This window comes from Acidobacteriota bacterium (genome assembly GCA_033549365.1).
Taxonomy (GTDB): domain Bacteria; phylum Acidobacteriota; class Aminicenantia; order Aminicenantales; family Saccharicenantaceae; genus JAWSUF01.
In genome coordinates, this window is sequence record JAWSUF010000001.1 from 234,657 (window position 1) to 261,246 (window position 26,590).

The 26,590-nt window shown below is 59.6% G+C and carries 22 protein-coding genes; 14 read left to right on the forward strand and 8 right to left on the reverse strand.

What is annotated here, in order from left to right:
- Positions 1-216: 216 nt before the first annotated feature.
- Both SCM96_00955 and SCM96_00960 read left to right on the forward strand, forming a co-directional pair.
- Positions 217-939 carry a MerR family transcriptional regulator gene (locus SCM96_00955; GenBank protein ID MDW7759190.1) on the forward strand — a complete coding sequence of 241 codons (723 nt, stop codon included), beginning with the start codon at positions 217-219 and terminating at the stop codon, positions 937-939.
- Positions 932-2,374 carry a radical SAM protein gene (locus tag SCM96_00960; protein MDW7759191.1) on the forward strand — a complete coding sequence of 481 codons (1,443 nt, stop codon included), beginning with the start codon at positions 932-934 and terminating at the stop codon, positions 2,372-2,374. Before SCM96_00955 ends, SCM96_00960 begins: the two co-directional genes overlap by 8 nt.
- A gap of 30 nt (positions 2,375-2,404) precedes the next feature.
- Here SCM96_00960 and SCM96_00965 read toward each other — a convergent pair whose 3' ends face one another.
- Complete coding sequence (locus SCM96_00965) at positions 2,405-5,578, reverse strand: hypothetical protein (GenBank protein ID MDW7759192.1); 3,174 nt, start codon at positions 5,576-5,578, stop codon at positions 2,405-2,407.
- Positions 5,579-5,642: 64 nt separating this feature from the next.
- Positions 5,643-6,008, reverse strand: coding sequence for a hypothetical protein (locus SCM96_00970; protein MDW7759193.1), 366 nt, complete (start codon positions 6,006-6,008; stop codon positions 5,643-5,645).
- 52 nt (positions 6,009-6,060) lie between these two features.
- On the opposite strand from SCM96_00970, the gene SCM96_00975 reads away from it, so the two are divergent.
- The 4 genes from SCM96_00975 (at position 6,061) to SCM96_00990 (ending at position 13,549) form a co-directional block, all read left to right on the forward strand.
- A complete protein-coding gene (locus SCM96_00975; GenBank protein ID MDW7759194.1) occupies positions 6,061-6,771 on the forward strand; it encodes a TorF family putative porin in 711 nt (236 codons plus the stop codon).
- A 93-nt stretch (positions 6,772-6,864) separates the two neighbouring features.
- On the forward strand, positions 6,865-9,390 hold the full coding sequence (locus tag SCM96_00980) for a protein kinase (GenBank protein MDW7759195.1): 2,526 nt from the start codon (positions 6,865-6,867) through the stop codon (positions 9,388-9,390).
- A gap of 114 nt (positions 9,391-9,504) precedes the next feature.
- Complete coding sequence (locus SCM96_00985; protein MDW7759196.1) at positions 9,505-10,113, forward strand: hypothetical protein; 609 nt, start codon at positions 9,505-9,507, stop codon at positions 10,111-10,113.
- A 115-nt stretch (positions 10,114-10,228) separates the two neighbouring features.
- Entirely contained in the window at positions 10,229-13,549 is a 3,321-nt protein-coding gene (locus tag SCM96_00990; GenBank protein ID MDW7759197.1) for a glycosyl hydrolase, read from the forward strand.
- Positions 13,550-13,553: 4 nt separating this feature from the next.
- Here the strand turns inward: SCM96_00990 and SCM96_00995 are convergent, their stop codons facing one another.
- From SCM96_00995 to SCM96_01005, 3 genes are read right to left on the reverse strand one after another with little or no spacing between them, the layout of a single operon-like run.
- Positions 13,554-13,979, reverse strand: a complete 426-nt coding sequence (locus SCM96_00995) for a thioesterase family protein (GenBank protein ID MDW7759198.1) — start codon at positions 13,977-13,979, stop codon at positions 13,554-13,556.
- 32 nt (positions 13,980-14,011) lie between these two features.
- Positions 14,012-14,410, reverse strand: a complete 399-nt coding sequence (locus tag SCM96_01000; GenBank protein ID MDW7759199.1) for a type II toxin-antitoxin system VapC family toxin — start codon at positions 14,408-14,410, stop codon at positions 14,012-14,014.
- Positions 14,407-14,661, reverse strand: a complete 255-nt coding sequence (locus tag SCM96_01005) for a ribbon-helix-helix protein, CopG family (protein ID MDW7759200.1) — start codon at positions 14,659-14,661, stop codon at positions 14,407-14,409. Before SCM96_01005 ends, SCM96_01000 begins: the two co-directional genes overlap by 4 nt.
- Before the next feature lie 145 nt (positions 14,662-14,806).
- On the opposite strand from SCM96_01005, the gene SCM96_01010 reads away from it, so the two are divergent.
- The 5 genes from SCM96_01010 (at position 14,807) to SCM96_01030 (ending at position 20,219) form a co-directional block, all read left to right on the forward strand.
- Complete coding sequence (locus SCM96_01010; GenBank protein MDW7759201.1) at positions 14,807-16,891, forward strand: M20/M25/M40 family metallo-hydrolase; 2,085 nt, start codon at positions 14,807-14,809, stop codon at positions 16,889-16,891.
- A gap of 84 nt (positions 16,892-16,975) precedes the next feature.
- The gene (gene lsrF, locus SCM96_01015; GenBank protein MDW7759202.1) at positions 16,976-17,854 is read left to right on the forward strand and encodes a 3-hydroxy-5-phosphonooxypentane-2,4-dione thiolase; all 879 of its coding nucleotides are present in this window, start codon (positions 16,976-16,978) and stop codon (positions 17,852-17,854) included.
- Positions 17,851-18,876, forward strand: coding sequence for a zinc-binding dehydrogenase (locus tag SCM96_01020; GenBank protein MDW7759203.1), 1,026 nt, complete (start codon positions 17,851-17,853; stop codon positions 18,874-18,876). Before lsrF ends, SCM96_01020 begins: the two co-directional genes overlap by 4 nt.
- Before the next feature lie 3 nt (positions 18,877-18,879).
- Complete coding sequence (locus SCM96_01025) at positions 18,880-19,299, forward strand: VOC family protein (protein ID MDW7759204.1); 420 nt, start codon at positions 18,880-18,882, stop codon at positions 19,297-19,299.
- Positions 19,300-19,361: 62 nt separating this feature from the next.
- Positions 19,362-20,219: a phosphoribosylaminoimidazolesuccinocarboxamide synthase gene (locus SCM96_01030; GenBank protein ID MDW7759205.1), complete on the forward strand. Its 858-nt coding sequence runs from the start codon at positions 19,362-19,364 to the stop codon at positions 20,217-20,219.
- Positions 20,220-20,368: 149 nt separating this feature from the next.
- On the opposite strand, the gene SCM96_01035 is transcribed toward SCM96_01030, so the two are convergent.
- Positions 20,369-21,172 carry a hypothetical protein gene (locus tag SCM96_01035; GenBank protein ID MDW7759206.1) on the reverse strand — a complete coding sequence of 268 codons (804 nt, stop codon included), beginning with the start codon at positions 21,170-21,172 and terminating at the stop codon, positions 20,369-20,371.
- Between the two features lie 171 nt (positions 21,173-21,343).
- Here SCM96_01035 and SCM96_01040 point away from each other — a divergent pair, with 171 nt between their 5' ends.
- From SCM96_01040 to SCM96_01050, 3 genes are read left to right on the forward strand one after another with little or no spacing between them, the layout of a single operon-like run.
- Positions 21,344-21,904, forward strand: coding sequence for a sigma-70 family RNA polymerase sigma factor (locus SCM96_01040; protein ID MDW7759207.1), 561 nt, complete (start codon positions 21,344-21,346; stop codon positions 21,902-21,904).
- On the forward strand, positions 21,894-22,721 hold the full coding sequence (locus tag SCM96_01045; protein MDW7759208.1) for a HEAT repeat domain-containing protein: 828 nt from the start codon (positions 21,894-21,896) through the stop codon (positions 22,719-22,721). The genes SCM96_01040 and SCM96_01045 overlap by 11 nt, the downstream gene beginning before the upstream one ends.
- A 9-nt stretch (positions 22,722-22,730) precedes the next feature.
- Positions 22,731-23,762, forward strand: a complete 1,032-nt coding sequence (locus SCM96_01050; GenBank protein ID MDW7759209.1) for a DUF4097 family beta strand repeat-containing protein — start codon at positions 22,731-22,733, stop codon at positions 23,760-23,762.
- 44 nt (positions 23,763-23,806) lie between these two features.
- Here SCM96_01050 and SCM96_01055 read toward each other — a convergent pair whose 3' ends face one another.
- Together SCM96_01055 and SCM96_01060 are read right to left on the reverse strand one after the other, a co-directional pair.
- A complete protein-coding gene (locus SCM96_01055; GenBank protein ID MDW7759210.1) occupies positions 23,807-25,717 on the reverse strand; it encodes a M14 family metallopeptidase in 1,911 nt (636 codons plus the stop codon).
- 28 nt (positions 25,718-25,745) lie between these two features.
- Positions 25,746-26,276 carry a hypothetical protein gene (locus SCM96_01060; GenBank protein ID MDW7759211.1) on the reverse strand — a complete coding sequence of 177 codons (531 nt, stop codon included), beginning with the start codon at positions 26,274-26,276 and terminating at the stop codon, positions 25,746-25,748.
- Positions 26,277-26,590: the final 314 nt, after the last annotated feature.

The following is a 26,590-nucleotide window of genomic DNA, read 5'->3' on the forward strand; positions in this document are numbered from 1 at the left end:
TCATTCCTCGTTTTTCGTTGATTCATGGCCTCCCCTTTGTTGGATGACATCATTGTCAATGCGGAGATGTCTGCGCATTCACCATTTCATATTGCTTCTTCATCCGGTTACATGTCAAGAACGAAAAAAAACCTTGACAAACAGCCCTCCCGGCAATATATTCTTATACGTGCATGTCTTATTTTCTATAAGCTATCATATACGCATAGGTGCATTATGAAAAAAGATGTTTATTCTCTTGATGAACTGGCCCAAAAAACCGGCGCAACACCCGACGACATCGCCGAATGGACCCGAATCAAAATTCTCAAGCCGTTCGGCTTCAGTGACGACAAATTGCCGCTTTTTACGGCAGAGAATTTGGAGAAAATCGCCCATATCCGCAAACTCCGGGAACTCGGCTACGGCGCCGAGGCCATCCAGAAAATCATCCGCAAGGTCGGGCTGCCCATCGACGGACGCGGCCCCGACCCTTCTCCTGAAAAGGACCGTTATCTCACGGTCGGCGCCTTGGCCGAACGTTCGGGTGTCAGTCCCCGGACCATCAAGCACTGGGAGGACAAGGGCATCCTCGAGCCCGACATGCGGACCGAGGGCGGGTTCCGCCTCTATCCCGAGTCCTACATTTTCCTGTGCCAGCTCATCCGCGATCTCCAGCTCTTCGGCTACACCCTGGAAGAAATCAAGGCTCTCTCAGACGACGTCCGGACTTTTCTGGTCATCGAAGCCGACCCGGCCTCCTTCCCCCCATCCGAAGTGGAAGCGAAACTTGCGGGGATGATCGAGGCCATTCAGGCGCTCTTCGACAGGATGAAGCTTCTCCGAGAAGGCATCGATCGATGGGAGGACCTGCTCAAGAAAAAGAGAAAAGACATTCTCGCCCTTCAGGCGAAAAATCGAAAGCGGGCCGACCCGCTCAAGGAGGCCGGCCATGTCTAAATTCATATTCATCGAACCTCAAGCCCCGGATCTTCACATCTTTTCGCAGTTCCCGCTCCCCCGTTTGGGAACGCTCATTCTGGGAACGATGATGAAGCGCCGCGGTTGCGAAGTCGAAGTCTTCGTGGAAGATTTCAGAAGGCTCGATTTCGAAGTCATCGGCTCAGCCGATCTCGTCGGCATCTCGACCATCACCTCGACGGCGCCTCGAGCCTATGCCATCGCCGACAGGGTTCGTGGCCTGGGAATCCCCGTCATCATGGGCGGGCCGCATGTGACATTTCTCACCGAGGAGGCTCTGGAACATGCCGACTTCGTCATCCGCGGCGAGGGCGAGGCGGCGCTTGCGACCTTCATGGACGCCCGCGAAAACGGCACGCCTCTCGCTGAGGTCCCGAACCTCTCCTTCAGGGACGCCGACGGCCGAATTCACCACAACCCCATGGCCCCCCGGGCGGAAAACCTCGACACCATCCCTTTCCCGGACTTCACACTCCTCAAGCCCGACGCTCCGGGCCAAAGACGCATGAGTTCGATTCCCGTACTCACCTCGCGCGGCTGCCCTTATGACTGCTCCTTCTGTTCCGTGACCGGGATGTTCGGCCGGAAATATCGCCACCGTTCGACGGAAAACATCATCGAGGAACTCCGGCTCTATGACAGCCGGAAAAACTCCATTTTCTTTTACGACGACAATTTCGCGGCTGACCCTCAACGGACCCGGGAGCTCTGCGAAGCCATGATCCGCGAAAAGTTCAAGTTCAATTGGACGACCCAAGTCCGGGCCGACATCACCCGCGACCCCGATCTTGTCCGTCTCATGAAGCGCTCCGGCTGCCACACCCTCTACATCGGCTTCGAGTCCGTGAACCCGGCAAGCCTCGAGGACATGAAAAAAAAGCAGACCGTGGCCGAAATCGCCCAGGCTGTCAAGATCCTGCGCCGCCACCGCATCAAAATTCATGGCATGTTCGTCCTCGGGTTCGACCAGGACGACTGGGAATCCGTCCGGAAAACGGTCCGGTGGGCCAAAAAATCCAGGCTGACATCGACACAGTTTCTGATTCTGACACCCCTTCCCGGCTCGGAGTTCTATAACCGGATCTCCTCCGAGAACCGGATTCAATTTCACGATTGGACTCTCTACGACGCCCATCACGCCGTCTTCCAACCCGCCCGGTTTTCGCTCTTTGACCTGCAGAAAGCACAGATCTTCGCCCACAAGAAGTTCTATTCGTTAAAACAGACGGCCCGCAAGCTTCTGGCCGGAGAGTGGTTCGGCGTGGCGATCGCCCACTATGCCCGAAATCTCAACCGGATGTGGCGGCGCCGCAACAGGCTTTTTATGCGGGCGATCAAGCTTCTCAAGCCTCGGCCCGGTTCGCGGGCAAAAATCAACGTCGACTACCGCCAGGAAATCAACCTCGATATCTAATCCGACTGGAGCTTTCCAAAGTCAAGCAACCTACTTCAAGTAAGGGACTCCTTTTTCAGCCAGAAGCTTGTTGAGCGCCGGAATGTCTTTGTTCCGGATGTCATCGAGGGCCGCGAGGAGCGGGGCGATGAAGTTCTTGAAATCGTTCATCTGGTCGATCGCCGTCTGTGTCGGACGACCCATGCCGCCGAATGCGCCGACGACGCCGATCACAAGCTCGGCCGCCGTGCCGCCCCGGAAAGCGACAAGGATGGGCTTGCGGAAGAAGCCCTGGTCCGGCGGGCTCAGAAAATAGACGGCCTTGATCTCATCGATCTTGTCCCGGACGGCCATGAAGGCCACCGTCAACGCCACGTCGGCGGGCTTGATCGCCGAGATCCGCGGCGCCAGTTCTTCGAACTGTTTCGTCAGACCGTCGAGTGCCTGGATGAGTTCCCTTCCCTTGCGGGACAATTCCCTGGCTTCAAGGAAGTAGGTCCGTCCCATTTCCCGCTCTTCCATCGTGTGATCCTGGAGTTCGTCTTCGCGGACGATAAGCGGCTTTTCCTGAACCCGGCCGTTCACCTCCAGAACGACCTTGTATTCGCCCGGAAGCGCCCAGGGTCCGAAGAGACCCATGGCCGCGCCGCGGCCTCCCCATCCCCCCGCCGACGCCATGGCCGCGGCCGAAGGCGCGGCGCCTTCCCGAAGATTCCAATACATCCGGTTGAGACCGGGGTTGTTCGTCAACCCCGGCCAGGCGATCTCGCGCCCATCCTTGTCGACGACGGCCAGCTTGATCTTGGCGGTCTTGGCCGCGGCCGGATTCAGATAATACGTGAGAGCCGCGCCGTAGGGCGAGTTCTCGCCGGCATAACCCGGATCGCTGTACATGTCGACCGTCGTCCGCGTGGCAAAAAGCGTCGCCGGTTTGACGTCGAAAAGGAGGGCTTCAGCCTTCATGCCCTCGGCCGTCAGGCCGGAAAGCGCCCGGATGTCGTCGATGATCCAGACGCCGCGGCCGTGGGTACCGATGATGAGATCGCGGTCGCGCGGGTGGATTTTGATGTCGCGCACGGCGATCGTCGGGAAGCCGTTCCGGTAAGAAATCCAGTTCGCCCCCCCGTCCAAGGTGATGAACAAACCGAACTCCGAGCCGACAAACAGCAGGTTGGGATTGTCAATATCTTCGCGTACGGTATGGAGATAGCCGTATTCGGGCAGGTTGCCGCGGATGGACGTCCAGGTCTTCCCGAAGTCCGTGCTCTTGAAGACATAAGGCTTGTAGTCGGCGACCTGGTGGCGCGACACGGTGAGATAGACGCCGCCTTCAACGTGATGGGAGGCCTCGATGCGCGTCACCCAGTTGTCGTGGGCGGCAAATCCCCGGATATTCTTGGTCACGTTTTCCCAGGTCGCGCCGCCGTCGCGTGTGACCTGGACCTGGCCGTCATCCGTCCCGACCCAGATCAAACCTTCCTTCAAGGGCGATTCCGAGATGGTCAGGATGGTGCAGTGGTTTTCCGCCCCCGTATTGTCCATCGTCAACCCGCCCGAATCGATGATCTTGGCCGGATCGTTGGTCGTCAGATCCGGGCTCGCCTTGGTCCAGGACATGCCCCGGTCCGTGGACTTGAACAGGTAATTTCCGCCGAAGTAGAGCACAAAGCGGTTATGGCGTGAGAGCAGAATGGGCGAGTTCCAGTTGAACCGGTAAGGCGGCTCGGAGAGAGGCGCCTCCGGCCGAACGCGCTGGGATTCCCCCGTTTTCAGGTTATGGCGCTCGATTCCGCCCATCTGGAGGTTTCGGAACATGACCCACCAGTCGATGGGGTCAAACTGGGCATAATATCCGTCTCCTCCGCCCGTCGGGATCCAGTAATGGTTGAGGATGCCGGCCCGCTCCCTTGTATTGGACGGGCCCAGCCAATTGCCGTTGTCCTGGAGACCGACATTCACATAATAGGGATCGCGCATGTCGAACCCGACATTGTAGACTTCGGCCCAGGCCTGCGAGGCGACGCCGTAGGCATTGACCCCTCCGTCCCAGGAAATGTCGATTCCGCCGTCGTTCCCGCTGATCACATGGCGCGGGTTATCCGGATTCACCCAGACCGCGTGGTGATCGGGATGGGCGCCGCGGAAAATTTGCTCGAAAGTTCGGCCGGCGTCGCGGCTGACAAAACAGCTTCCCGAATAGACATAGACCACAAGCTCGTTCGAGGGGTCCACGGTGAGGCGGCTGTAATAGAACGGCCGGAAGTTGACCCGGTCGTAGGTGCGGGCGTCGGACATGCGCCGCCAGGTGAATCCTTTGTCCTCCGAGCGGAAAAGGCCCCGCTCCTCGCCTTCCGCTTCAATGAGAACGTAGACGACATTGGGGTTGCTGCGGGCCACGCCGAGCCCGATCCGGCCCCAGGGTTTTTTGGGCAGTCCCTGCGTCAACGGAGTCCAGGTGTCGCCGCCGTCCGTGGTTTTGTAAAGTCCGCTCCCCGGACCGCCGCTTCGGAAATGATAGGGTTTTCGGAGGTGGTCCCACATTCCGGCATAGAGGATCTTGGAGTTCGAAGGGTCCATGACCAGATCGGAGGCGCCGGTTCCGGAATCGAGATAAAGGACTTTTTTCCAGGTCTTGCCGCCGTCTTGCGTACGGTAGACGCCGCGGTCCTCGTTGGAGCCCCAGAGATGGCCCTGGGCCGCGACATAGACGATGTCGGGGTTGACGGGATCGATGGCGATCCGGCTGATGAAGAGCGTTCGGGCCAGGCCCATGTTCTTCCAGGTCCGTCCGCCGTCCTCGGATTTATAGACGCCGTCGCCGGGCGCGACGGAGTTCCGGGCGGTGGCCTCCCCGGTTCCGGCCCAGACGATGTCGGGGTGGCTCGGAGAGACGGCCACGGCGCCGACGGCGACAGTCGCCTCCTCATGGAAGGACGGAATCCAGGTGATTCCGGAATCGACGGATTTCCAGAGCCCGCTCGGACCGACCGCGGCATAAATCACGGTCGTGTCGCTGTCGGGAACGGCCAGGTCCACGACCCGGCCGCCCATATTGGCCGGTCCGATGTTTCGGGCCTTGAGCTGGTTGATAACGGTCGCGGCATCGAAGGCGGCGGGTTTGGCCTCCTTGGCTTGGGCCGCCTGGCCAAAGACCGCGGCACCGGGCGCTAAAAGCAGGGCGGCCGCCGCGAACGCACAGACAAAACGGTGAAAGGGACGAGACATGAGAACCTCCTGAGCCTGGGTTTTCTTCCGCTTATAACAGAATTCGCCCCCTTAAATCAATATTTTATTTCAGGATCATTCTTTGACTTCTATCCGCGACTCGCGGTCGAGCGGATTGGAGCGGAAACCGTCTTTTTTCATTCAGAAAGCCGCGCATCTCCCGAATGGATTCCCGTGTCGTTTTCAGATCGAATCCCCCCGCGGCCGCATCCGCCACCGCCTGTTTGAGCCGCTTGTCGTCCCAGCTCCTGTCGAGTTTGAAGCCTCTCTGGAGCCTGGACCGATCGACATCGAGAGCCGCGAGCCGCTCCAGAAAATCGACACCGACTTCGCTGAAGAACGCCCCGATCACCATATTGAGCTTCTGCATGAGCTCGGCATGATGTCGATCGGAATTCGCCGATTCGCTCAAGCCAATTCGCACCGTCACAGTTCCATGATAAAATTCCGCGTTCGAATCCCAGCCGTAGACAGAGGACCTCATGAAAAAAACCGTTGTCTTGCTGACGATGGCCGCATCTCTCGTTCCGCTCCATGCCGGAATTCAGGTTTCAGGCCAGGCCGACATCGTCTCGCGCTACATCTGGCGCGGATTCGATCTCTATCCCGAAAACAAACCGGCCTTCCAGCCCTCCCTGACCTTCGATTTCGGGAACAGCGGCCTCAGCGTCGAGGCCTGGTTCAGCTTCGCCTCCGCAAACCGCGCCGAATTCAAAACCGCCGACGAGCTCAATCTGATCGTGTCCTATGCCCTGCCCGCCGGAGACAACGTCGACCTCTCGGCGGGCCTCATCCACTATGTCTATTACCGGACGCCGGGCTTCACTTACCGAAACGACACAAGCCGTGAAGTTTTCGTCGAGGCGGGGCTGCCGAATGTGTTCGCCCGGCCTTCTCTAACCGTTTTCTACGACTTCGATCTCGGCGACGGCCTCTATGCCGAGCTCTCGGGAGCGCTCGACGCCCCGCTTTCGGAAAACGTCGTTCCCGAACTCTCCGTCGCCCTCGGCTATAACGGCAGGCAATATCAGAAGGAAAAATCCGGGTTGTCCCACCTCTCCTGGACGCTGGCCCTCCCCTTGGAGGCGAAGGGCGTGACCATCACGCCCTTCTGCAACCTGACGTTCATTTTTCTGCGCGCCGTCAACCCTTCCAAAAGCGAGATCTTCTTCGGCCTTTCGGTCTCTTTCTGAATTGAACCCCGGCTTTCACAAATCCGAACTCCGCGGTTGACTTGAACCCCGATTGTGCTTATATTGAATGTGTTACGGTAAGGGGTTGCCTGAATGAATTGTCCCAATTGCTCGGGAGAAAACTCCGACACCCGGAAATTCTGCGGCGAATGCGGGACTCCACTTCCAGAGTCGTCCCTTTCCGGCGAAGCCGGCGAAACTCTTTCTGAAACCCAAATCCTCCCCTGGGCCGTCCTCCGGACCGGCGACATCTTCGCCTCCCGTTACCAGGTCATCGAACAGCTCGGCGCGGGCGGCATGGGCCGGGTTTACCGCGTTCTCGACAAGAAGCTCGATGAGGAGATCGCTCTCAAGCTCATCAAAGCCGAAGCGGCCGGAGACCGCAAAACCCTGGATCGGTTCCGGGCCGAACTCAAAACCGCCCGCCAAGTCGTTCACCAAAACGTGGCCCGCGTTTTCGACCTGAACGAAACGGACGGCATGCCTTTCATCACCATGGAATATGTCCGGGGCGAAAATCTTCGGGCCCTCATCAAGAAAGTCGGCCGCCTCGACGCCTCTCAGGCCGTTCCCATCGCCGCCCAGGTTTGCCGGGGTCTGGCCGAAGCCCATCGCCGCGGCATCATTCATCGCGACCTGAAACCTCAGAACATCATGATCGATGAAGACGGCAAGGCGCAGATCATGGATTTCGGCCTGGCCCGGCTGGCCAGATCGGTCGAGCTTTCAGAAAAGGGACCCGCCGAGGGGACTCCGGCCTACATCGCCCCCGAACAGATCGAAAACCGAACCGTCGACCATCGGGCCGACCTCTATTCGCTGGGCATCGTGCTTTATGAAATGGTCACGGGACATCCTCCTTTCAGAACCTCGAGCGCCGCCGGTCTGGTCCATAAACACTTGACTCAATCGCCCCGAAATCCCCGCGAGGTGAATCCCGATATTCCTTCCGAGCTGGCCCGGATCATCATGAAGTGTCTGAAGAAACAGCCGGAGAAGCGCTATCAGAACGCAGCCGAGATTCTGGTCGATCTCGATCGTTTGGAGAAAGATAATCGGCCCCATGAGAAAAAGACATCGTCGCCTTCCTATCGAGCTCGTGTCCTTCGCCTGGCCGCCGGTATCGCCGGGCTGACGGCTATCGCCTTTCTGGCCATCCACAACATCCCCCTGAAGCCCACGCCCCACAAGATCGCCGTGCTTTTGGACCTGAGAAGGGATGTCGATCAAGCGGATGCAAGTCATTTTCGCGGCCTGCAGGAGAACATCATCAACAAGCTCATTGCCGGCATCCCGCGTCTGGACTTCGTTCCCTGGAAAACCATGTCGGATTACGGGAATCCGCGCCACAGCGACATGCAGATCGGGGAGGATCTCAGCGCAAAATATCTTCTGCGTCTTTACCCCAGCGCGGGCGAAGCCGATTATCGATTGACGGCCCACCTGATTGACGCCTCCAAAAGCGAAATCGTCCAATCCTTCAACCTCGGCCCCAAAGACAACTATTTCCAGCTCGAGGACGAGCTGCCCGAGCAACTCGCCCGGGCCCTCAAGATCACTTTCATCGAGGAACGGCTCCGGAATGTCAAGCTTGACCGGGAGCCGAAAAACCTCGAAGCCTACAATCATTACCTGGACGGCATGGAGATTTCCCGCGACGACTTTGATGAGGCCGTTGGGCATTTCGAAAAGGCCATCGAGATCGATCCCCGCTATGCCCTCGCTTACTGGGCTTTGGGCAATGTCTACGAGGCACGCTACAACCGTCCCGGTCACCATCGAAACAAAGAAGACCTGGACAGCATGTTTTGGGCCTACCGCAAAGCCGGTGATATCGGTCCCCATCTGCCCGAACCCCATCTCGGCCTCGGCTGGGCCTCGTTTTACGATGGCGACAATAACAAGGCTTTCCAGTATTTTCAGAGGGCTCTCAAACTTGATCCGAAAAATGTCATGGTCAATCAGGATGCCGGAGCCTTCCTCAGAAGCCTGGGGCTTTATGACCAAGCCGTGAAATATCTTGACCGGGCCGCCCGCCTCGATCCCGTCAATCCGGAACCCGTTATCCAGATGGCCCAGTGCCGGGCTTATATGGGCCGATACGAAAAGGCCCTGAAACTGACACAACGGGCGTTCATCATCAACCCGGTGGACCTCCAGGTGTTGAACGCCTTTGCCATCAACCTCGTCATGATGGGTCGTCTCGAAGAAGCCGAAAATCAGCTGCAAAACTACGAAAAATTCCATCCCGAGAACCGCCGTCCTTACCTCCCCTCCGCACTTCTCGCGGCAACCCGGGGACAAAAAGAGAAAGCTTTGGAGTTGATAAGCGGATCGCAAGAAAACCCTGTGCCGGAAAATATCCTGGCGAGGCGATGGCTCCTGCCGGAATCCACATGTCTTTATCTTCTACTCGGGATGAGGGACGAGGCCCTTCAAAACATCGAATTCGGGATCGAAAAGGGATTTCAGGAGCGACTGATGTATCTTTACTCCTATCCCTCCCTGTCCCGGAATGCCCGCTTCAATACACTCCGAAAAGATCCCCGTTTTCAGAATATCCTGAAAAAACAAAAGGAATACTATCTCAAAGAACTTAAAAAGTTCGAAAAACTTTAGGCCGCCGGCCGCTCGGGAAGGTGCCGGACCGGAGCGAAGGGGGGTGGTCGCAAGACGGCAAACAATCATCCAGGAAAAAGTGCGAATCGAATGTGAATTAAAAAGGAGGAAGTGATGAAACATGGAAAATTTGTGATCGGGATGGCCATTGTCGTCCTGGCCGCGATGGTTTTCACGGGTTGTACGAAGAATGGAGAGAGCGCGACACCGGAGGCCGTCAAGGATCCGCACCCAACCGAAGCTCCGGTCCTCCGTGAAAAACCGGAGTTCACCTACGGCTTGGCGCCCGGGTCTCTTGTCAACTATAGGGCTAAGATCCAAGGGGATACCGAAAATTTAGTCAATCTCCTCACAATGAAAAAAACGGATGGGGAAATATTGCTACATAAAGACTGGAACAATTCGATGGGCGAGACTTATTTGAAAAATCCGAAACTGACCTGGAATGACCAGATGTTTGAAGATATCGACGAGGTCATCTCGGCACTCAATGACATCATCGCACTGAGCAAGGAATTCGATTTCGTAAAGGCCCATATCGCTTTCCAGCATATTCCTTTTGATCCCCAATCAGGCAGTGAATGGATGAGACACAATGAAAAAAGACCCCCTGGAAAAGAAATCGATTTCATAGGGCATATCAAAGCGACCATCAGCTATAACGGTGAATTCACAATGGAGGGAACTCTGCCTCACCGGCGGATCTGCGAGCCCGAAATTTAAAGTTTGCTTGGATTCGGCCACTCGCTGAAACAATCACTATTCCTTGACGTCCCGGCGCTGCCGGCATTATGATTCGATCTCCGTCTCATCGGACAATCCGTCTCAGGAGGTCGAAATGCCCGCCCGAATCCAAGCCCAACACATCCTGGCCGCCGCTCTGGTCTTTGTCCTCATAGCCGCGGCCCTCCCCTCTGCGCCGCTTTCCGCACAATCAAAGGCCGGTCCTCAAGGCTCGAAAGACGCGGACCCTTACGCCGGCCTGTCCCTCGGCGCCTTCAGGCTCCGGTCCATCGGCCCGGCTCTGACTTCGGGCCGCATCGCGGACTTTGCCGTGCGCCCCGGCAAGCGCCACGAATTCTTCGTGGCCTCCGCCTCGGGCGGTGTCTGGAAAACGGTGAACGCCGGAACGACCTTCACCCCCGTCTTCGATACCCAGGGCTCCTACTCCATCGGCTGCGTAACCCTTGATCCCAACAATCCGAACGTCGTCTGGGTCGGAACGGGAGAGAACAACAATCAGCGCAGCGTCGGCTACGGCGACGGCGTTTACAAGTCCGAAGACGGAGGCGCCATCTGGAAACATGTCGGCTTCAAAGCCTCCGAGCACATCGGCATGATCACCGTCGATCCCCGCGATTCGAACGTCGTTTACGTCGCGGCTTATGGTCCCTTGTGGAGTTCGGGCGGCGAACGCGGACTCTACAAAACAACCAACGGAGGCAAGACTTGGTCGGGTATCCTGGCCGTCGACGACGACTCCGGCATCAGCGAAATCCACATGGATCCGCACAATCCCGACATCCTCTATGCCTCGGCCCACCAGCGGCGCCGCCACGTCTTCACCTACATCAGCGGCGGTCCGGGTTCGGGCGTTTTCAAGTCCGTCGACGCCGGCAAAACCTGGGACAAGATCGTCCGCGGGCTCCCCTCAGGCGACCTGGGCCGGATCGGACTCGCCGTCTCCCCCGTCGTCCCCAACCTGCTCTACGCCATCGTCGAAGCCCAGGAGGACAAAAGCGGATTCTACCGGAGCGTGAACGGCGGCGCCTCCTGGGAGCGCCGGAGCGCCTACAGCACAAGCGGCAACTACTACCAGGAAATTCTCTGCGATCCCAAAAACCCGGACCGCGTTTATTCCCATGATGTCTTCCTTCAGGTCACGGACGACGGCGGCGCAACCTGGAAAGCCCTCGGCGACGAGAGTAAACACTGGGACTCCCATGCACTTTGGATCGATCCCGACGACACGGACTATTACCTCAACGGAAACGACGGCGGCATTTACGAGTCCTTCGACCGCGGCCGAACCTGGAAATACATGCCCAACCTGCCCGTGACCCAGTTCTACAAAGTCACCGTCGACAACGCCGAGCCCTTCTACAATGTCTACGGCGGCACCCAGGACAACTACAGCCTGGGCGGCCCTTCCCGGACGACAAGCGCCCACGGCATCGTCAACGCCGACTGGATCACAACCCAGGGCGGCGACGGATTCGAGTCGGCCGTCGACCCCGAAAATCCCGACATCGTCTACGCCCAGTCCCAGCACGGCAACCTCGTCCGCTTCGACCGGAAAAGCGGCGAGGCCATGGGCATCCAACCCAAACCGCGCGAAGGCGAGGCCGAGTACCGCTGGAACTGGGACTCCCCGCTCTTCATCAGTCCCCACTCTCCGGCCCGTCTCTACTTCGCCGCCAATAAAGTTTTCCGCAGCGACGACCGGGGCGACTCCTGGACGGTCGCCAGCGACGACCTGACGCGCCGCATCGACCGCAACACCCTCGAGGTCATGGGCCGCGTCTGGCCCATGGACGCCGTGGCCAAGAACGCCTCGACCTCGCAGTACGGCAACATCGTCGCCCTCGACGAATCGCCCGTCGCCGAAGGCCTCCTCTACGCCGGAACGGACGACGGACTCATCCAGGTGACCGATGACGGCGGCGCCTCCTGGCGCAAAATCGACACCTTCCCCGGCGTTCCCGACCTCACTTACGTGATCGCCGTCGTCGCCTCGAATCACGACCGCAACACCGTCTATGCCGCCTTCAACAACCACAAACGCGGCGACTTCAAGCCTTACATCCTTAAAAGCACGGATCTCGGCCGCACCTGGACGTCCATCGCTTCCGATCTTCCCGAGCGCGGATCGGTCTACTCCCTGGCCGAGGATCACATCCGTCCCGACCTCCTCTTCACAGGGACGGAGTTTGGACTGTTCGTTACCCTTGACGGCGGCCGCCACTGGAAACGTCTCTCGGCCGGACTGCCGACCATCGCAGTCCGTGACCTGGCCGTGCAGAAGCGCGAGAGCGATCTCGTCCTGGGGACGTTCGGCCGCGGTTTCTATATCCTCGACGATTACTCCGCGCTCCGCGACGTCAAGCCCGGCGTCCTGGCCCGGGACGGCCACCTCTTCCCCGTCAAGGAGGCCTGGATGTTTGTCGAGAAGCAGCCATTGGGCAGCCTCGGCTCGCGCGAGAAGGGTTTCCAAGGCGAAAACTATTTCACGGCGCCCAACCCGCCAGTTGCCGCGGTCTTCACCTATCATCTCAAGGACGTCCCGAAGTCGCTCCGTGATCAACGGAAAGACGAGGAAGCCGGCCTTGTTAGAGCCGGAAAACCCGTCCCTTATCCCTCCTCCGAACGTCTCCGGGCCGAACAGGCGCAGGAACCCGCCGTTCTCCTGTTCACCATCGCCGACGAGGACGGCACGGTCGTCCGCATCCTTCGCGAGCCGGCCCGCAAGGGCATCAACCGGGCAGCCTGGGACCTCCGCTACCCCGGCCTCGTCCCGGCAAACCCCGCCCAGGCCTCACCGGCTTCGTCCGGCCCCTCGAGCACCTTCGTCATCCCTGGGAATTACACCGTCTCGATGGCCGTGAGCATCGATGGAAACATCAAGGAGCTCTCCGGCCCTGTGACATTCAATGTCCGGGCTTTGACCGCCCTGACGCTTCCGGCCGCCGACCGGGCCGAACTCGCCGCCTTCCAGAAAAAGGTTCGCAAGCTGGCCCATTCCGTCACGGCCGCATCTTCCGTTCTGCGCGATCTGAACACCCTCACCCGGCATTATCGCGCCTCTCTAAAAAGCGTCACGGTCTCCCACCAGGACATTCTCGAGGCTGTTAGAACCCTCGAAACGAAGATCGAATCCCTGCAGCTTCGGATGACCGGGGACAGGCTGCTGTCGCGTCTGGATCAGGACACGTTGCCGGGAATCGCATCGCGTATCGGACGGATTGCCGGCGAGCAGTATCGATCCACTTCGGCCCCGACCCAAACCCAGCGCGATGCCTTCGTCATCGCCGAGAAGGAGTTCAAGCCGGTCCACGACGAGTTGAAGAAGATTCTGGCCGAGGACGTCAAGGCCATCGAGGAGGGACTGGACGCCGTCGGGGCGCCTTACACACCGGGCCGGTTGCCGGACTGGAAGTAAACAGTCAGATCCCGAATTTTTCGCGGACGGCGGCGGGAAACGGCATGACCTTTTCCGCCTCGTAATCCCAGCCGACCATGCCCGTCTCGGCGAGAAGAATCGTTTTTCCGTCAGCCGGGCGGGTCACGCGGTAAAAGAGACGGAAGCCGCAGCGCGTCGCTTCTCCGGCCGCAACTTCAAATTGGAGCACATCTCCGGCGTAGGCTTCGGCCATGAACACGATCGCGGCATCGGCCATGATGAGAGAAACCCCACCGCAATCGGTCTCGCTTAAGCCATGGGATGCAAGAAAGGCCGTCCGCGCCTCGTGAATGAGGGAGAGGAAAGTGTCGTTCCCGACATGTCCCCCATAGTTCAGGTCCGTGATACGGACCTTGATATCCGTGCCGAAGGGATAGGCGTCCAAGGGTTTGAGTCGAAGCCGAGGCATTTTGGTCTCCTCCGTTCAGAATATGAAATCGATCATACAAGCTCGTCCCAAACACGGAGGCCCGGGACGGCGCTGAAATGCGTATCATATGTCACGAGAACGGAGCCCGTCTCCAGGGCCTGGGCGGCGATCCACACATCGTTCAAAGGAATCGGCCGTCCGGCTTCCTTGAGGGAGGCTTTGATCATCCCGAAATATTCGGCGGTTTCCCGTCCGGCTTCGAGGACGGCGACTCCGGGCTTGGCCAGGAACTGTTCAAGAATCCGGCGGTTCCTTTTTTCCCGGGAGCCGGCCCGGAACCCGGCATACAGTTCGCCGAGAACAAAAACGGACATGGGGATGCGCTCGGCCCGGGCCAGCGCGTCCAGGACTTTTTCGTCGCCGGCCAGATATCGGACGTAAGCGTTCGTATCAAGCAGGACGAATTTCATCGCCAGTCCTTTTCGTCCACCGTGTCGAAATCGGCAACGGTTTCCATGAACTCCACGGCCTCCTCCCGGCTCCACGCACCACACAAGTCGGCGAACTCCTCCCTGTTGTCGGGCGGACGCTCTCCCAGGCCGAGGGCCTTGGCGATCAACTCTCTCACAACTTTATTGACGCTTTTTCCGCCCTGTTTTGCTCGCTCTTTGATCGCCTTTTCCAATTTTTCATCGATACCGTGGACACTGATCGATTTCATGGTCGCTCCGCCCCATCAGTGATTCATGATATGTTTTATCTTGATTCATATCATGATTCATAAAAATCCGGATGTCAAGCCGCATCGAATTGTGGTAATTAGAAGAAAGCCCCTTGCAGGCGGTCCGGCGTATAAGGAGTGAATCATGAAAACAGCCATTCTGATCATCGCCGCCTTCGCGTTGCCGGCTTTTTCGGCCGCGGACGCGACGGCGGATCCGCGGGACGGAGCCGAGGTGTCACAGGAGACTTCAGAACAGGCGGCCTTGAACACTTTGGCAAGTTGGATCGCCCTCGACGCTCCCCCGGGCTGGGAAGAACTGGCCGCACCGGCGCTTGCCGCAGTCCTTCCCGAATGGGAACGCGACCCGGCGGGCAACTGGATCTTCCGCAAGGGACAGGGGACTCCGCGCCGAGTTGTGGCCGCCAACCTCGATCTCGCCGGATACGTCGTCAGTCAGATCCGCGAGGACGGCCGGCTCCGGGTGCAGACCGCAGGATCGGGGCGCAGCCATCCTCTCCGGCATCAGCTCCACGAGGGGCAGAAGATCCGCGTCCTAACCCGTCGCGGTCCGGTCGCCGGGGTCATGACGGTCCGCAGCACGCACCTTCGCGGTCCCGCCGGACCCGATCAACCGGCCGTGATCGAGGACCTCTATCTCGACGTCGGCGCGCGCAACACAGCGGAGGTTGAGGCCCTGGGTATCGAACTTCTCGATCCTCTCGTGCGGGATTGGCCCTTCTGGACATATGCGGACCATGCGACAGGGCCCGGAGCCGCATCGAGGGTCGGCTGCGCGGCAGTGGCCGGCGCAGCCGCCGGACCGGTCCAAGAAGGCGAAACGATCTTCGTACTGGCGACGATGGGAAGCTTCGGCCATGCCGGGCTCGGGGCGGCTCTGGCCCGATTCGGTCGTGTCGACGCGCTCACGTTGGTCGGCGATGGAGCTTTCGACGGTCGGCCCGTCGCCCAGGGCGTTCTCTCCAAAAGAATCGACGCGCCGCGCTGGGTTCCGCCAAGCACGGGGCTCCGCTTCGTGGAGATCGTGTCTCCGCCGGTTCTTCATGCAGGCAGCCATGCGGAAAGCGTCTCTCTCCGTGACGCCGTCGCCCTGCGCCGCCGTGTGGCTGAAGCCGCGGGCATTCCGGCGGATGAAGCGGCTTGGGTCGCGCTCCCTCCCCGGCCCGAGACATCGGAAAGGCGGCAGGATGATCTGGATCGTATCGCCGGCATGTTGGCCGTTCTGGCCGACCTGCCGGCCGTCTCGGGTCACGAGGATATCGTGCGCGATGCCGTCCTGGAAATGCTCCCCGGCTGGGCTCGTCGCCAAGCCCAGATCGACGCCTTGGGCAACATCATTTTGGAAATGGGCCCCGACCGGGACCCGATCATCTTCCTCGCCCACATGGACGAGACCGGCTGGGAGATTGATTCCGTGGCTCCTGACGGCACGGCGACGCTGCGGGCGCGCGGCTCCATGATGCGCTCTCTCTGGGAGGGCCAACCGGCGCTTCTCCACTTCGACCCGAAATCCGGCCGGCCTCCCTTGCGCGGAATCTTCGTGCCCCGGGATCAACCGGAGGGCAAGCAGCCTCCGGCCCTGAAGGCCTGGTTCGGCATGGACGAGGCCGCCCTGACCGCAGCGGGCGTCCGCCCGGGGGCCCAGGTGACGGCCCATAAAAAGGCCGGGCGAATGGGCCGGACCCTCTTCACCGGCCGGGCCTTGGACGACAGGGCGGGCATCACGGCGCTTCTCCTGGCCCTGGAGGAGATCGACCCGGACACGCTGCCACGCAGGGTCATCTTCGCCTGGACCGTTCAGGAGGAGGTGGGCTTGGTCGGTGCCCATGCCCTTGCCGATCATTTCGGACCGACGATCCGGACAGCCTATGCCGTCGACACTTTCGTTTCCTCAGACTCGCCTCTTGAGAGTCCGCGCTTCGCCTACACCCTGCTTGGGAAAGGGCCGGTGTTCCGCGGCCTGGACGGTGCGAGTGTCAGCAAACCTCAGGAAATGGAACGCATCGCCGCGGCGGCCCGCGAAGCCGGGATCGCGTTGCAGCGGGGGGCATCGGGCGGAGGAACGGACGGGGCGCCGTTCATGCGATACGGCGCACTCTACGCCGGGCTTTCCTGGTCCGGCCTCCACAGCCACTCCCCCGTCGAGGTCCTGGACTTGAACGACCTCCGGGATCTGGCCCGTCTTATCGAGGCCGTTGCCAAATTCTGATTCCAATCTTGCGTCCCGGCAAAAAGGCCGGTAAAATCATGGACTCTGAGACGAAACCCAATCCATTGAAAAAGGAGACGCAACATGCCCGAAGCCGACGATAAAACCGCCAAGGATTACGCCCCGGACATCCCCCAGAAAAGCGAGGGCTTTTTCCTCAAGGGCTGCGGCTCGCTGGACTGGGGCGCCAAAAACCGGCTGGCCCGGGTCTTCAACCCGGAGTCGGGACGGACGGTCATGCTGGCCATCGACCACGGCTATTTTCAGGGGCCGACCTCGGGACTGGAGCGCGTCGACCTCAATATTGTGCCGCTTCTCCCCTACGCCGACTCGTTGATGCTGACCCGCGGCATTCTCCGGAGCGTCATTCCGGCCGCATCTCCCAAACCGATCGTTCTTCGGGTCTCGGGCGGCGCCAGCATCCTCAAGGAGCTTTCGGCCGAAGGCGTCGCCGTCGACATCGAGGACGCCATCCGCCTCAACGTCTCTGCCATGGCCGTCCAGGTCTTCATCGGCGGCGAACACGAACACGATTCCATCCTCAACATGACCGAAGTCGTCGACATGGGGAACCGCTACGGGATCCCGACCCTGGCCGTGACGGCCGTCGGCAAGGACATGAAGCGGGACGCCCGCTACTTCCGGCTGGCGACGCGGATCTGCGCCGAGCTCGGCGCCCACATCGTCAAGACCTATTATGTCGAGGACGGTTTCGACACCGTGACGTCGGCCTGTCCCGTCCCCATCGTCATGGCCGGCGGTAAGAAACAGCCCGAACTCGACGCTCTCCGCATGGCCGCCAATGCCTGCCGGGAGGGCGCGGCCGGCGTGGATATGGGCCGCAACATCTTTCAGTCCGATCATCCCGCGGCCATGATCAAGGCCGTCCGGGCCGTCGTCCACGAAAACGAGACGCCGGAAAAAGCGCTGGCCCTCTACGAGGAGCTCACCCGCCGGACATGAAAGTCGCCCTCTGGTACAACAACCGGGACATCCGCATCACGGACGTTCCTCGGCCTGAGCCGGGACCGGGAGAAATCCTGGCCAAAGTCCATGCCTGCGGCATTTGCGGCAGCGATGTCGTCGAGTGGTACCGGCTCCCGCGGGCCCCTCTCGTCCAAGGACATGAGCTCGGACTCGAAGTCGCGGCAACAGGACCCGGTGTCGACCGATTCAAGCCCGGCGACCGGATCTTCATCCCCCCTAAAATCCCCTGCGGAAAATGCCCGCTCTGCCGGGACGGCCACTTTCCCCAGTGTGGGGAAATCAAGGAACGCCTGCCGGGGGGATTCGCCGAGGACATCCTCGTCCCCCGGGTCTTCGTCGAAAGCGGGATCTATCCCCTCCCGGAAAGCCTCTCCTATGAACAAAGCACCTTCATCGAGCCTTTGGCCTGCGTCGTCAGGGCCCGCCGGCTGGCTGAAGCGGACTCTGCCCGCACAGTTCTCGTCCTAGGTTGCGGGATGTCGGGGCTTCTCCACATCCAAATGGCCAAAAGAGCCGGGAGCCGCGTCGTCACGACCGACGTTCAGCCCCAAAAGCTTGAGGCCGCCCGGAGCTTCGGCGCAGACCTTGTCGTTCCTGCCGGCGATGACGTCCCGGCGCGGACGGAGGAATTTCTCGGGCAAAAAGCCGATCTCGTCATTCTCACGACCTCGGCTCTTTCCGCAGTTGAACAGGCCTGGGCGTCCTTGAATAAGGGCGGCGCGATCGTCTTTTTCGCCGTGCCCGGTCCGGACAAGCAAGTCGTCGTCCCCATCAATGATTTCTGGATGAAGGAAGTCCGGATTCTGACCTCCTATTACTGCGGACCCCCGGATATCCGGGAGGCCATGGATCTTCTGGCCGAACGCGCCGTCGATGTCGAGGGCCTGATCACCCACCGGCTTCCCCTATCGGAAATCGCCGAGGGATTCCGGCTCGTCCTCGACGGCCGGGAAGCGATCAAGGTCATCATCCGGCCCCACGGTTTGGAGAGGAGCTGAAGAATGGACGATGAGAAGTGCCGTATCGGCCTGCATCACATCGGACTGTGCTGCCGGACCACCGAAAGAGCCGACCGCTTCTACGGAGAAGTCCTGGGCCTTGAATTCCTCGGGACCAAATCCGTTCCGGCCGAACTGGCCCACTCCCTCTTCGGCATCGACCGGGAACTGCCGATCCGGAACTACTCCAACGGCCGCCTTTATGTCGAGATTTTTCTGATCGAAGACGCGGACCCCGCGGCCGCGCCGCCCCCGGCCCATGTCTGCCTCGAAACGGACGATCTGACCCGCCTCCTCGAGCGGTGCCGGGATTTCGGCGTCCCTGTCAGCCGGGCGTCCAAGGGAGATTCCTGGGTGACCTTCATCCGCGACGATGATGGAAATCTCTTCGAGGTCAAAGAGGCAAAGCTCGCTCACGCTTGACGACCATTGAGGTCCGCCGTTATAAATGATCTGAAAATTCCCAGGAGAAAGGGCAAGCGACGATGGAGCTTACAAACATCTTCACAAAAGAAAACCTGGTCTATGCCGGCAAGTCCAAGGATGTCTACCGCATCCCCGACGGACCGTATGCGGAAAAATACGCTTTCGTTTTCACCGATAAAGGAACCGGCTACTTCGACGATAAAGGCAACCCCGTTTTCGATCCGGGCTACGATACCGTCGTCGGCGAAATTCCGGGCAAGGGCGCCATTGCCTTCAAGTTCGCCGCGTATTTCTTCGAGCTCCTGAAAAAAAGCGGCATTCCCACGCACTACATCACGACGGCCGGCGATTCGGTCATGATCGTCGAGCCCGCCGACCCCCTGGGTCTGCCTGCGGGAGGGCCGGAATTCGAAGGCTCCGTTCCCCTGCAGAACCTCGAATGGACCTGGCGCAACAACGCCATGGGCAGTTTCTGGAGACGCTACCCGTTCGTCCGGCCGGGGAAAAACCTCCGTCGCGTCGTCGAGGCCTGGACCAAGGGGGATGCCGACATCCTCATCACTTACGAAGCGCTTGAAGCGGCGGGTGTCATGACCCGGGAAGAAATCGAGGGTATCGACAAGCTTGTCAAGGACATCGCCGAAGTCGTCTGCCGCGACCTCGCCGAAAAGGGCATTCACGTCATCGACGGCAAATTCGAGCTGGGCCGGTTGAAGCACGGAGACGGAAAGATCGTCCTCATCGACGAGATCTCGCCGGACGTTCTCCGGACATGCAACGGCTATGCCCCCGACGCCGCCGGCGACTGCACCGTCCACCGGGAGTGCATCCTGACGACGTTCGCAAACGGCAAGCGGACGATCAAGGGCCGCAAACAACTCAATGCCGCGGCGCTCGAAAAAGCCGTCCTGGGCTAGGGGCCCGATCCGTCCGCCGGCGCGCGGTTCTTCCTAAACCCTTGTGATCTTGAAGGAAACCCCGTCCGGGTCGGGACAGAAAAGAAGGCCGGGATAACCGGTTTCTTGGGCTTCGCGCCGGCCTCAATGACGGCCGGGGAGAGAGCGAGTTATTTGGTTATCGGCCCGATCCATCCCTTGACGCGGTAGGTCTCCACATTGCTTGCGGCATATCCCGGAGGATCTTCATAGTCTTCCCTTTGAACGCCGTCCGCGGTTAGAGGCAACGTGAGTTCCAGTTCGCCTCCCTTGGCCAGCGCTTTCAGAGAATCCCAATCATATTCCCCCAGATCGTATCCTCCGACCTCCTCATACCCGTCCTCATCCTCGACCGTGGTCTCCGGATTCTCACCGATCGTGATCCAGCCGCTCGCAAAACCCGCGTTGCAATTCTCATGGGAACATTCGACGTGATCCACATCGATTTGACTCGGCATGAGATGGACGCGCACCCGTCCCCCGGGCACAGCAAAGAGCTGGATCCCCCCCAACGCAGGATGAACCTTCGCAGAGGGATGGACGGTCTCCCGGCCGATGACTTGACCCTCCCCATCCTGGCAGGGGTGGCTCGCCGTGACGGCCACATTCGAAACCGTGGGAAATTCCGTTTTCGGCAGACGTCCGGGAAAGACGCGGTATCCGCCGCCGAATTTCGGCTTCATACGGGCGAAAGTCCAGACACCGGCTCTGCGAAAGCTGATGTCCGTGGTGCTTCTCACGGTCTGCGGCGGATAGCCGGCCGTGAAGCTGTGTTCATTCAGATTGGAGATGTCGAGTTCCACCCAGACCTCGACCTTATCCTGGATCATGTCGTCAAGGGCCTGACCGGAATTTGATCCGTTCGAAGCGGCCACAAAAAATACGGAAACGGCTGCAAAACACAATACCGAAATTACGGCAAGAGTTCTCCTCATTTCATTTTCCTCCTTTATTTTCTGCTCAATTCGAGCTGATAATTTTAGGATACCGGGCGCTGAAAGCGTTTGTCAAGAAAAAGCGGCCCCGCACCGGTTTGCAACCTTTTCCCTCGGTTTTGGTATGTCATCATGAAGGCTGAAAGCGAGAGAAGAAGGACCAAAGCCCATATGTCTCCGACAGACTGTGAACTGATGACGGAAGTCCGGGACGGCCGGATCGAGAGGCTGGCCGTCCTCTTCGAAAGGCACCAGATCATGCTTTTTAATTTCTTTCTCCGTCTGACCGGCAACCGGGCCGTGAGCGAAGACCTCGTCCAGGAGGTCTTCATGCGCGTTCTCAAATACCGGAGCGGCTTCCAGGGCGACGGCCGATTCAATGTCTGGCTCTTCCAGATCGCACGAAACGTTCACATCGATCATTTGAGGAAGAGAAAGGGCGAACTTCCCCTCGCCGAACAGTTCACCGAACCGCCGGACCTTGCGCTTCTCCCCGATGCCGCCTACGAGGCCGACCGGGAGGCCGAGCTCATCCGCCAAGCCCTCGACCGCCTGCCCGTTCAGAAACGGGAAGTTCTGGTCCTCTTTCGCTTTCAGAACCTCAAACTCCGGGAGATCGCCGAACTTCTCGGCTGCCGGGTCGGGACGGTCAAGGCCCAGGTCCACCGGGCTCTCAAGGACCTCGGCCGGATCTACGGAGAACTCGCGGAGGGACAATGCCATGACATGTGAAACCATACTCGACAATTTCTCCGATTACTTGACCGGAGATCTTGACGAGGCGGCAAGGAACGGCATCAGAGATCATATCTCCGGCTGTACGGCCTGCCGTGAAGAACTCGAAAATCTGACCCTGATTTGGGCCAGACTCGGCGTTCTGCCTGAGGAGCGGCCGGGATCCGGACTCCGGGACCGATTCTATGCCATGATCGAGGAGCGGAAGGCGGTCCTTGCCGCCGCGTCTGGGCGAAAGGCGGCGGCGAGCTTGGGTGAACGGCCGATTAAAAACTTTTGCAAATGGTTCGCTTTCAGACGCCCGGCCTTCGCCGCATCGTTTTCAGCTTTTCTTCTGCTTTTCGGAATCGGCGCCGGATGGTTCCTGGCCGGAGGTCCGGACGGCGCCCGGCGGCTCGCCGTCCTGTCCGCGGAGGTCCAAGACATGCGTCAACAAGTCGCCCTGAATCTCATGGATCGCCCCTCGGCCGCGGATCGGCTTCTGGGCATCGGCTTCAGCACCGCAGTCGACACGCCGGACGGCACGACTCTGGAGGCGCTGATCGCGGCCGTCAACGGCGATCCCAATCCCAACGTCCGTCTGGCCGCCGTCGAAGCCCTGTATCTTTTCCGCAATCGGCCGGGCGTGCGAGAGGGCCTGGTCCGCTCTCTGACCGTTCAGGCCTATCCCATCGTCCAGATCGCCATTATCGATTTCCTCGTCGACGTCCGTGAGGAGCGGGCGGCCGAAGCCCTCAAGCACCTGATCGATAACGAAAATCTTATCGACCCCGCGGTCCGAAACCGGGCCGAACAAGGTTTGAAACAACTCTAGGAGAACATTATGAAAAAACACATCCGCAACATCGCCGTGTTGGGCGCCCTGATGATCGGGACGTTCGGTTGGATTCCCGCCCAGACGACAGCCGGCGACACACCCCCCGACAGGGCCGTCGTGCCCCTGAGCAACCCGTCTCAGCCCGCAAAAATTGAGATTTCGGTCATGCGGGGAAGTGTCACAGTCCGGGCGGTCGAGGGTCGCGAGATCATTGTCGAGTCCAGAACTCGGGAAAAGGCATTATCCGAGATCTACGGCAGTGAGCGCTACACAATGGCTGTTCCGCGCCCGACGGCGCCGCCCGCTCCGCCCGAAAGACCCGCCCCGGCCAAGAGCCTGGCCGAGCAGGAGGCCCTGGCCAAGGTCGTCATCAAGGAGAAGGATCTTCACCAATTCTTAGAGGAAAGTCAGAAAAAAGCCGCCGAGCGCCGCAAAGCCCGTGAGAAGAAAGCCGAGGGCCTGAAACTCGTCTCGTCTTCGTCATCGAGCCTGTCCATCGAGGAGAGCGACAATACCGTCCGGATCCGGACTTCCTCCCTGAGATCGGCCGTCGATGTCGTCATTCAGGCGCCGGCTTCGGCGTCGCTCGAGATCCGGTCAATGATGGACGGAACCGTTCGTGTCGAGGGGATTTCCGGAGAAATCGACATCAACAACCTCAACGGCCCGGTGACCGTGCGGAACGTCTCCGGTCATGTTCTCGTTCATACCGTGAACGGCGACATCGACATCGCCACGTCCAAATTCGCATCCGACAAACCGCTGTCTTTCAGCACGATGAGCGGCGATATCGACGTCACGCTGCCCGCAAATGCCAAAGCCTCCCTGAGAATGAAGACGGATCAGGGCGAAATCTATACCGACTTCGACATGGTCATGAACCAGAGCCCGGCCCGCCACGAAAGGTCCGATCGAGGAGAAAGAGAGAGGTTCCGGATCACCTTTGACAGATCCGTCGTCGGTGCGATCAACGGCGGCGGTCCCGAGATCAGCCTGACCACTTTCTCCGGCAACATCTACATCCGCAAGGGCAAGTAACCTCTCCGGCACATCCCGGCGGCCCTGCTTCCAGCGGGGCCGCCCTAATTTTTGTTTAATTTTACGGAAACCGTGCCGCCTCGGGTCGAACGGATGGTCACCGTGGCCTCGCCTGTTCCCTGGATCTTCCAGGTCAGGGTCTTCGAGCGCTCCCAGGGTCCGGAGGTGAAGAAACGGTCGTTTCCGTCATCGGCGATTTCACCGGCGAAAAACCCGAGATCCCGCTCGCTTTCCCCCTCGACCAGCGTCAGCCCTTCCGACAGTTCGAGAACGGCTTGGCTGATTTTCACAATCTTGATCTGATGGGCTTGTTTCAGCGCATCGGGAAGGAAGCCCTCGTTGGAGACCGTAACGGTCAGTGTGGAGGCCTCGCCTTCGGCCCTTGTGATGGAGACATCCTCGATGACCAGGCGCGGCAGGGACTTGGCCAGAAGCATATTGAAGCGGTGCTGGGCCTCGACGACCTTGGGCAACCAGACCGTCGGCGGGTTCTGAGTCCAGAACTTGGTGATGAATCCGCCGATTTCGACGGGTCCGAGCTGGGGGTGATCGTAGGGCTTCCAATCGACGAAGATGCCTTCGAATCCGGCTTTGTTGTCGTGAAGCCAGAATTCGTCATAGACGTTGATTTCGCCGTCGTCGTTGTAGTCCTCCATGAAAGCGTGCCGGCCCCATAGCTCGTCGCCGTACCAGATGGCGCCGTACTGGAAATAACCGAAGTCCGGGCCGTGGCCGAAGAGCGGATACCAGCGGGGCCGTTCCGGATCCCGGGTCATGAATTCCTTATAAACGTCGCCGGCCTTGGGATAGCCGCTGAGTTCCATGCCCTCGGCGTCGAAATGCTTGTAGTAAGAGGCATCCATGGTATACATGGTTTCTTCGGTGGCCGAAGTCGAGGGCGGACGGAGATGCATGGGCACCGATGTGTCCATGCTCTGAACGACGGAGATGTTGGGGTGAGTGACCAGAAAGAGGAACATCGATCGGATCTCGGGTTCGGAGAGAGGGTACTCCCCCGCCCCGCCCTGAGTCCAGCCCATGCCCGTCTCCTCAGCCATCGGACGCCAGGCCTGGGGATAGTTGCGGTGGAGGTCCAGCCCGCCGATGCCGTCTGAGTTGATGCGGCCGTCGCCGTTGGAATCCAGCCCCTCGGGATGGATGAGATAATCGCCTTCTCCCTCGCCGACGCGCAGCATGTTGCGGGGCTCCTTGGGGTCGATAATATGCGTTCCCTTGCCGGGTCCGACGTGCTGCCTCATCTGGACGACGTGCCCATCGCCGTCGAGGTCCTGTTCGATGTCGTCGTCGGCCAGGCCGCTGCCGTTGTTGTCGACGGGACGGTTTGTGGAGCGGTTGCGCAGGACCGTGTTGAAATAGAGTTCGGATCCGTCGGGATTCTCGTTGGGGCGGACGAAGAAGGCGCGGGTGTCGACAAGCTGGGTGATTTCGGGATCAGAACCGTATCCGGTGAGGAGAGTATGAGCGAAGAGCATTGCGGCCGGAACCGTCGTGACTTCACCGGAGTGGCGGTTGGCCGAGACCAGCATGGCCGGCTTATGACCGGCCCGACCGGTCGATTTGTTGGTGATGGTCATCTGCCAGATGGTTCGGCCCTCAAGGGTTTTGCCCACGGGATAGACATCGACGAGGTCGGGATATTTGTCGGCCCAGTGGGACATCCAGAACATGACTTCTCCGTATGTGAAATAGTGCTGGATGTCGAATTCGCCGGTCACGAGCGGTTTTGTTTCCTTATAATCGTGCCTGGTGATTGTGACGTCGGCAACTCCGGGGATGCCGCTGCGGACGAGAAACGGAACGGGTTTTTCGTCGCCGGAGGCATCCTGTGTTCCGGATAGGGTCTGGGCGGCCGATGCGTCCGGAACGGGCACGACGGCGAGGCCCGAACAGACGAGGCCGATCATGAGACTGAGTGCGGTGATCCTGATGAACATCCTTTTCTCCTTGCTTGGCTTCAGCAATTTATGGTCTTTCATGGCCCCAGGGGGCGGGCGGAGCATCGATCTCCCGGCTCAGATCGAATTCGATCCGCCATGTCCAATCGTCTCCCCGGATCGTTCCGTAGACAAAGCGATCGCCGGGATGGATTTCGATTCTCCACCCCAAGCGCAACCCATCGGGGTCCTTGCGGTCGTGGTAAATGAACTCCTGAAGATGGGCCGTGCCCGGCGTTTCGGTGAACCCACCGTACCAGGTGTTTTCGTCCTCGCTTCCATCGGGTTTGCGGTGGTCATGACGGATTTCGAGGCGGCCGTCGTGGCGGGTGAAGATCCAGGTCCGGGATCTGTCCCAGCCGTCGGGAGAGTCGGCCGGGACGGGAGTGTTTTCGCTCGGTCCGATGTGAAACGGGATCTTGACGTTTAACTCCGAACATTCGCGGAAATGAGCGATCAGAGGTTCGTCGCCGGCCAGCATTTCATTCGCGGGCCGGGCAACGGTGCGATGACCGGCGAAAGCTGCGCCACAGTGTTTCTGCAGGTTATTCCAGAACATCTGCTGTACGTCTTCCGCGGCCTTCGGGGTTTCCCGCGGAGCGCAGAACATGAGAGACAGGAGACAAATACCTGAAAGGATCGTCCAAGTCTTATTGTGATTCACTATCTCTCACTTTCAGGATCGTCGACACAATGCCGATAATGACCCGTTTGACATATCGGATATTACACATATTAAGACCAAATGGGAAGCCCTCTCTCCATTCCGCTTTGGCTGCTGGAATTTGCTGATAATAAATAAGTTATCAAATTTTCGACCGAAAAATGGGGGTTCTTAGCTCTAATTTCTTTATTATCAATATTTTCCAGCAG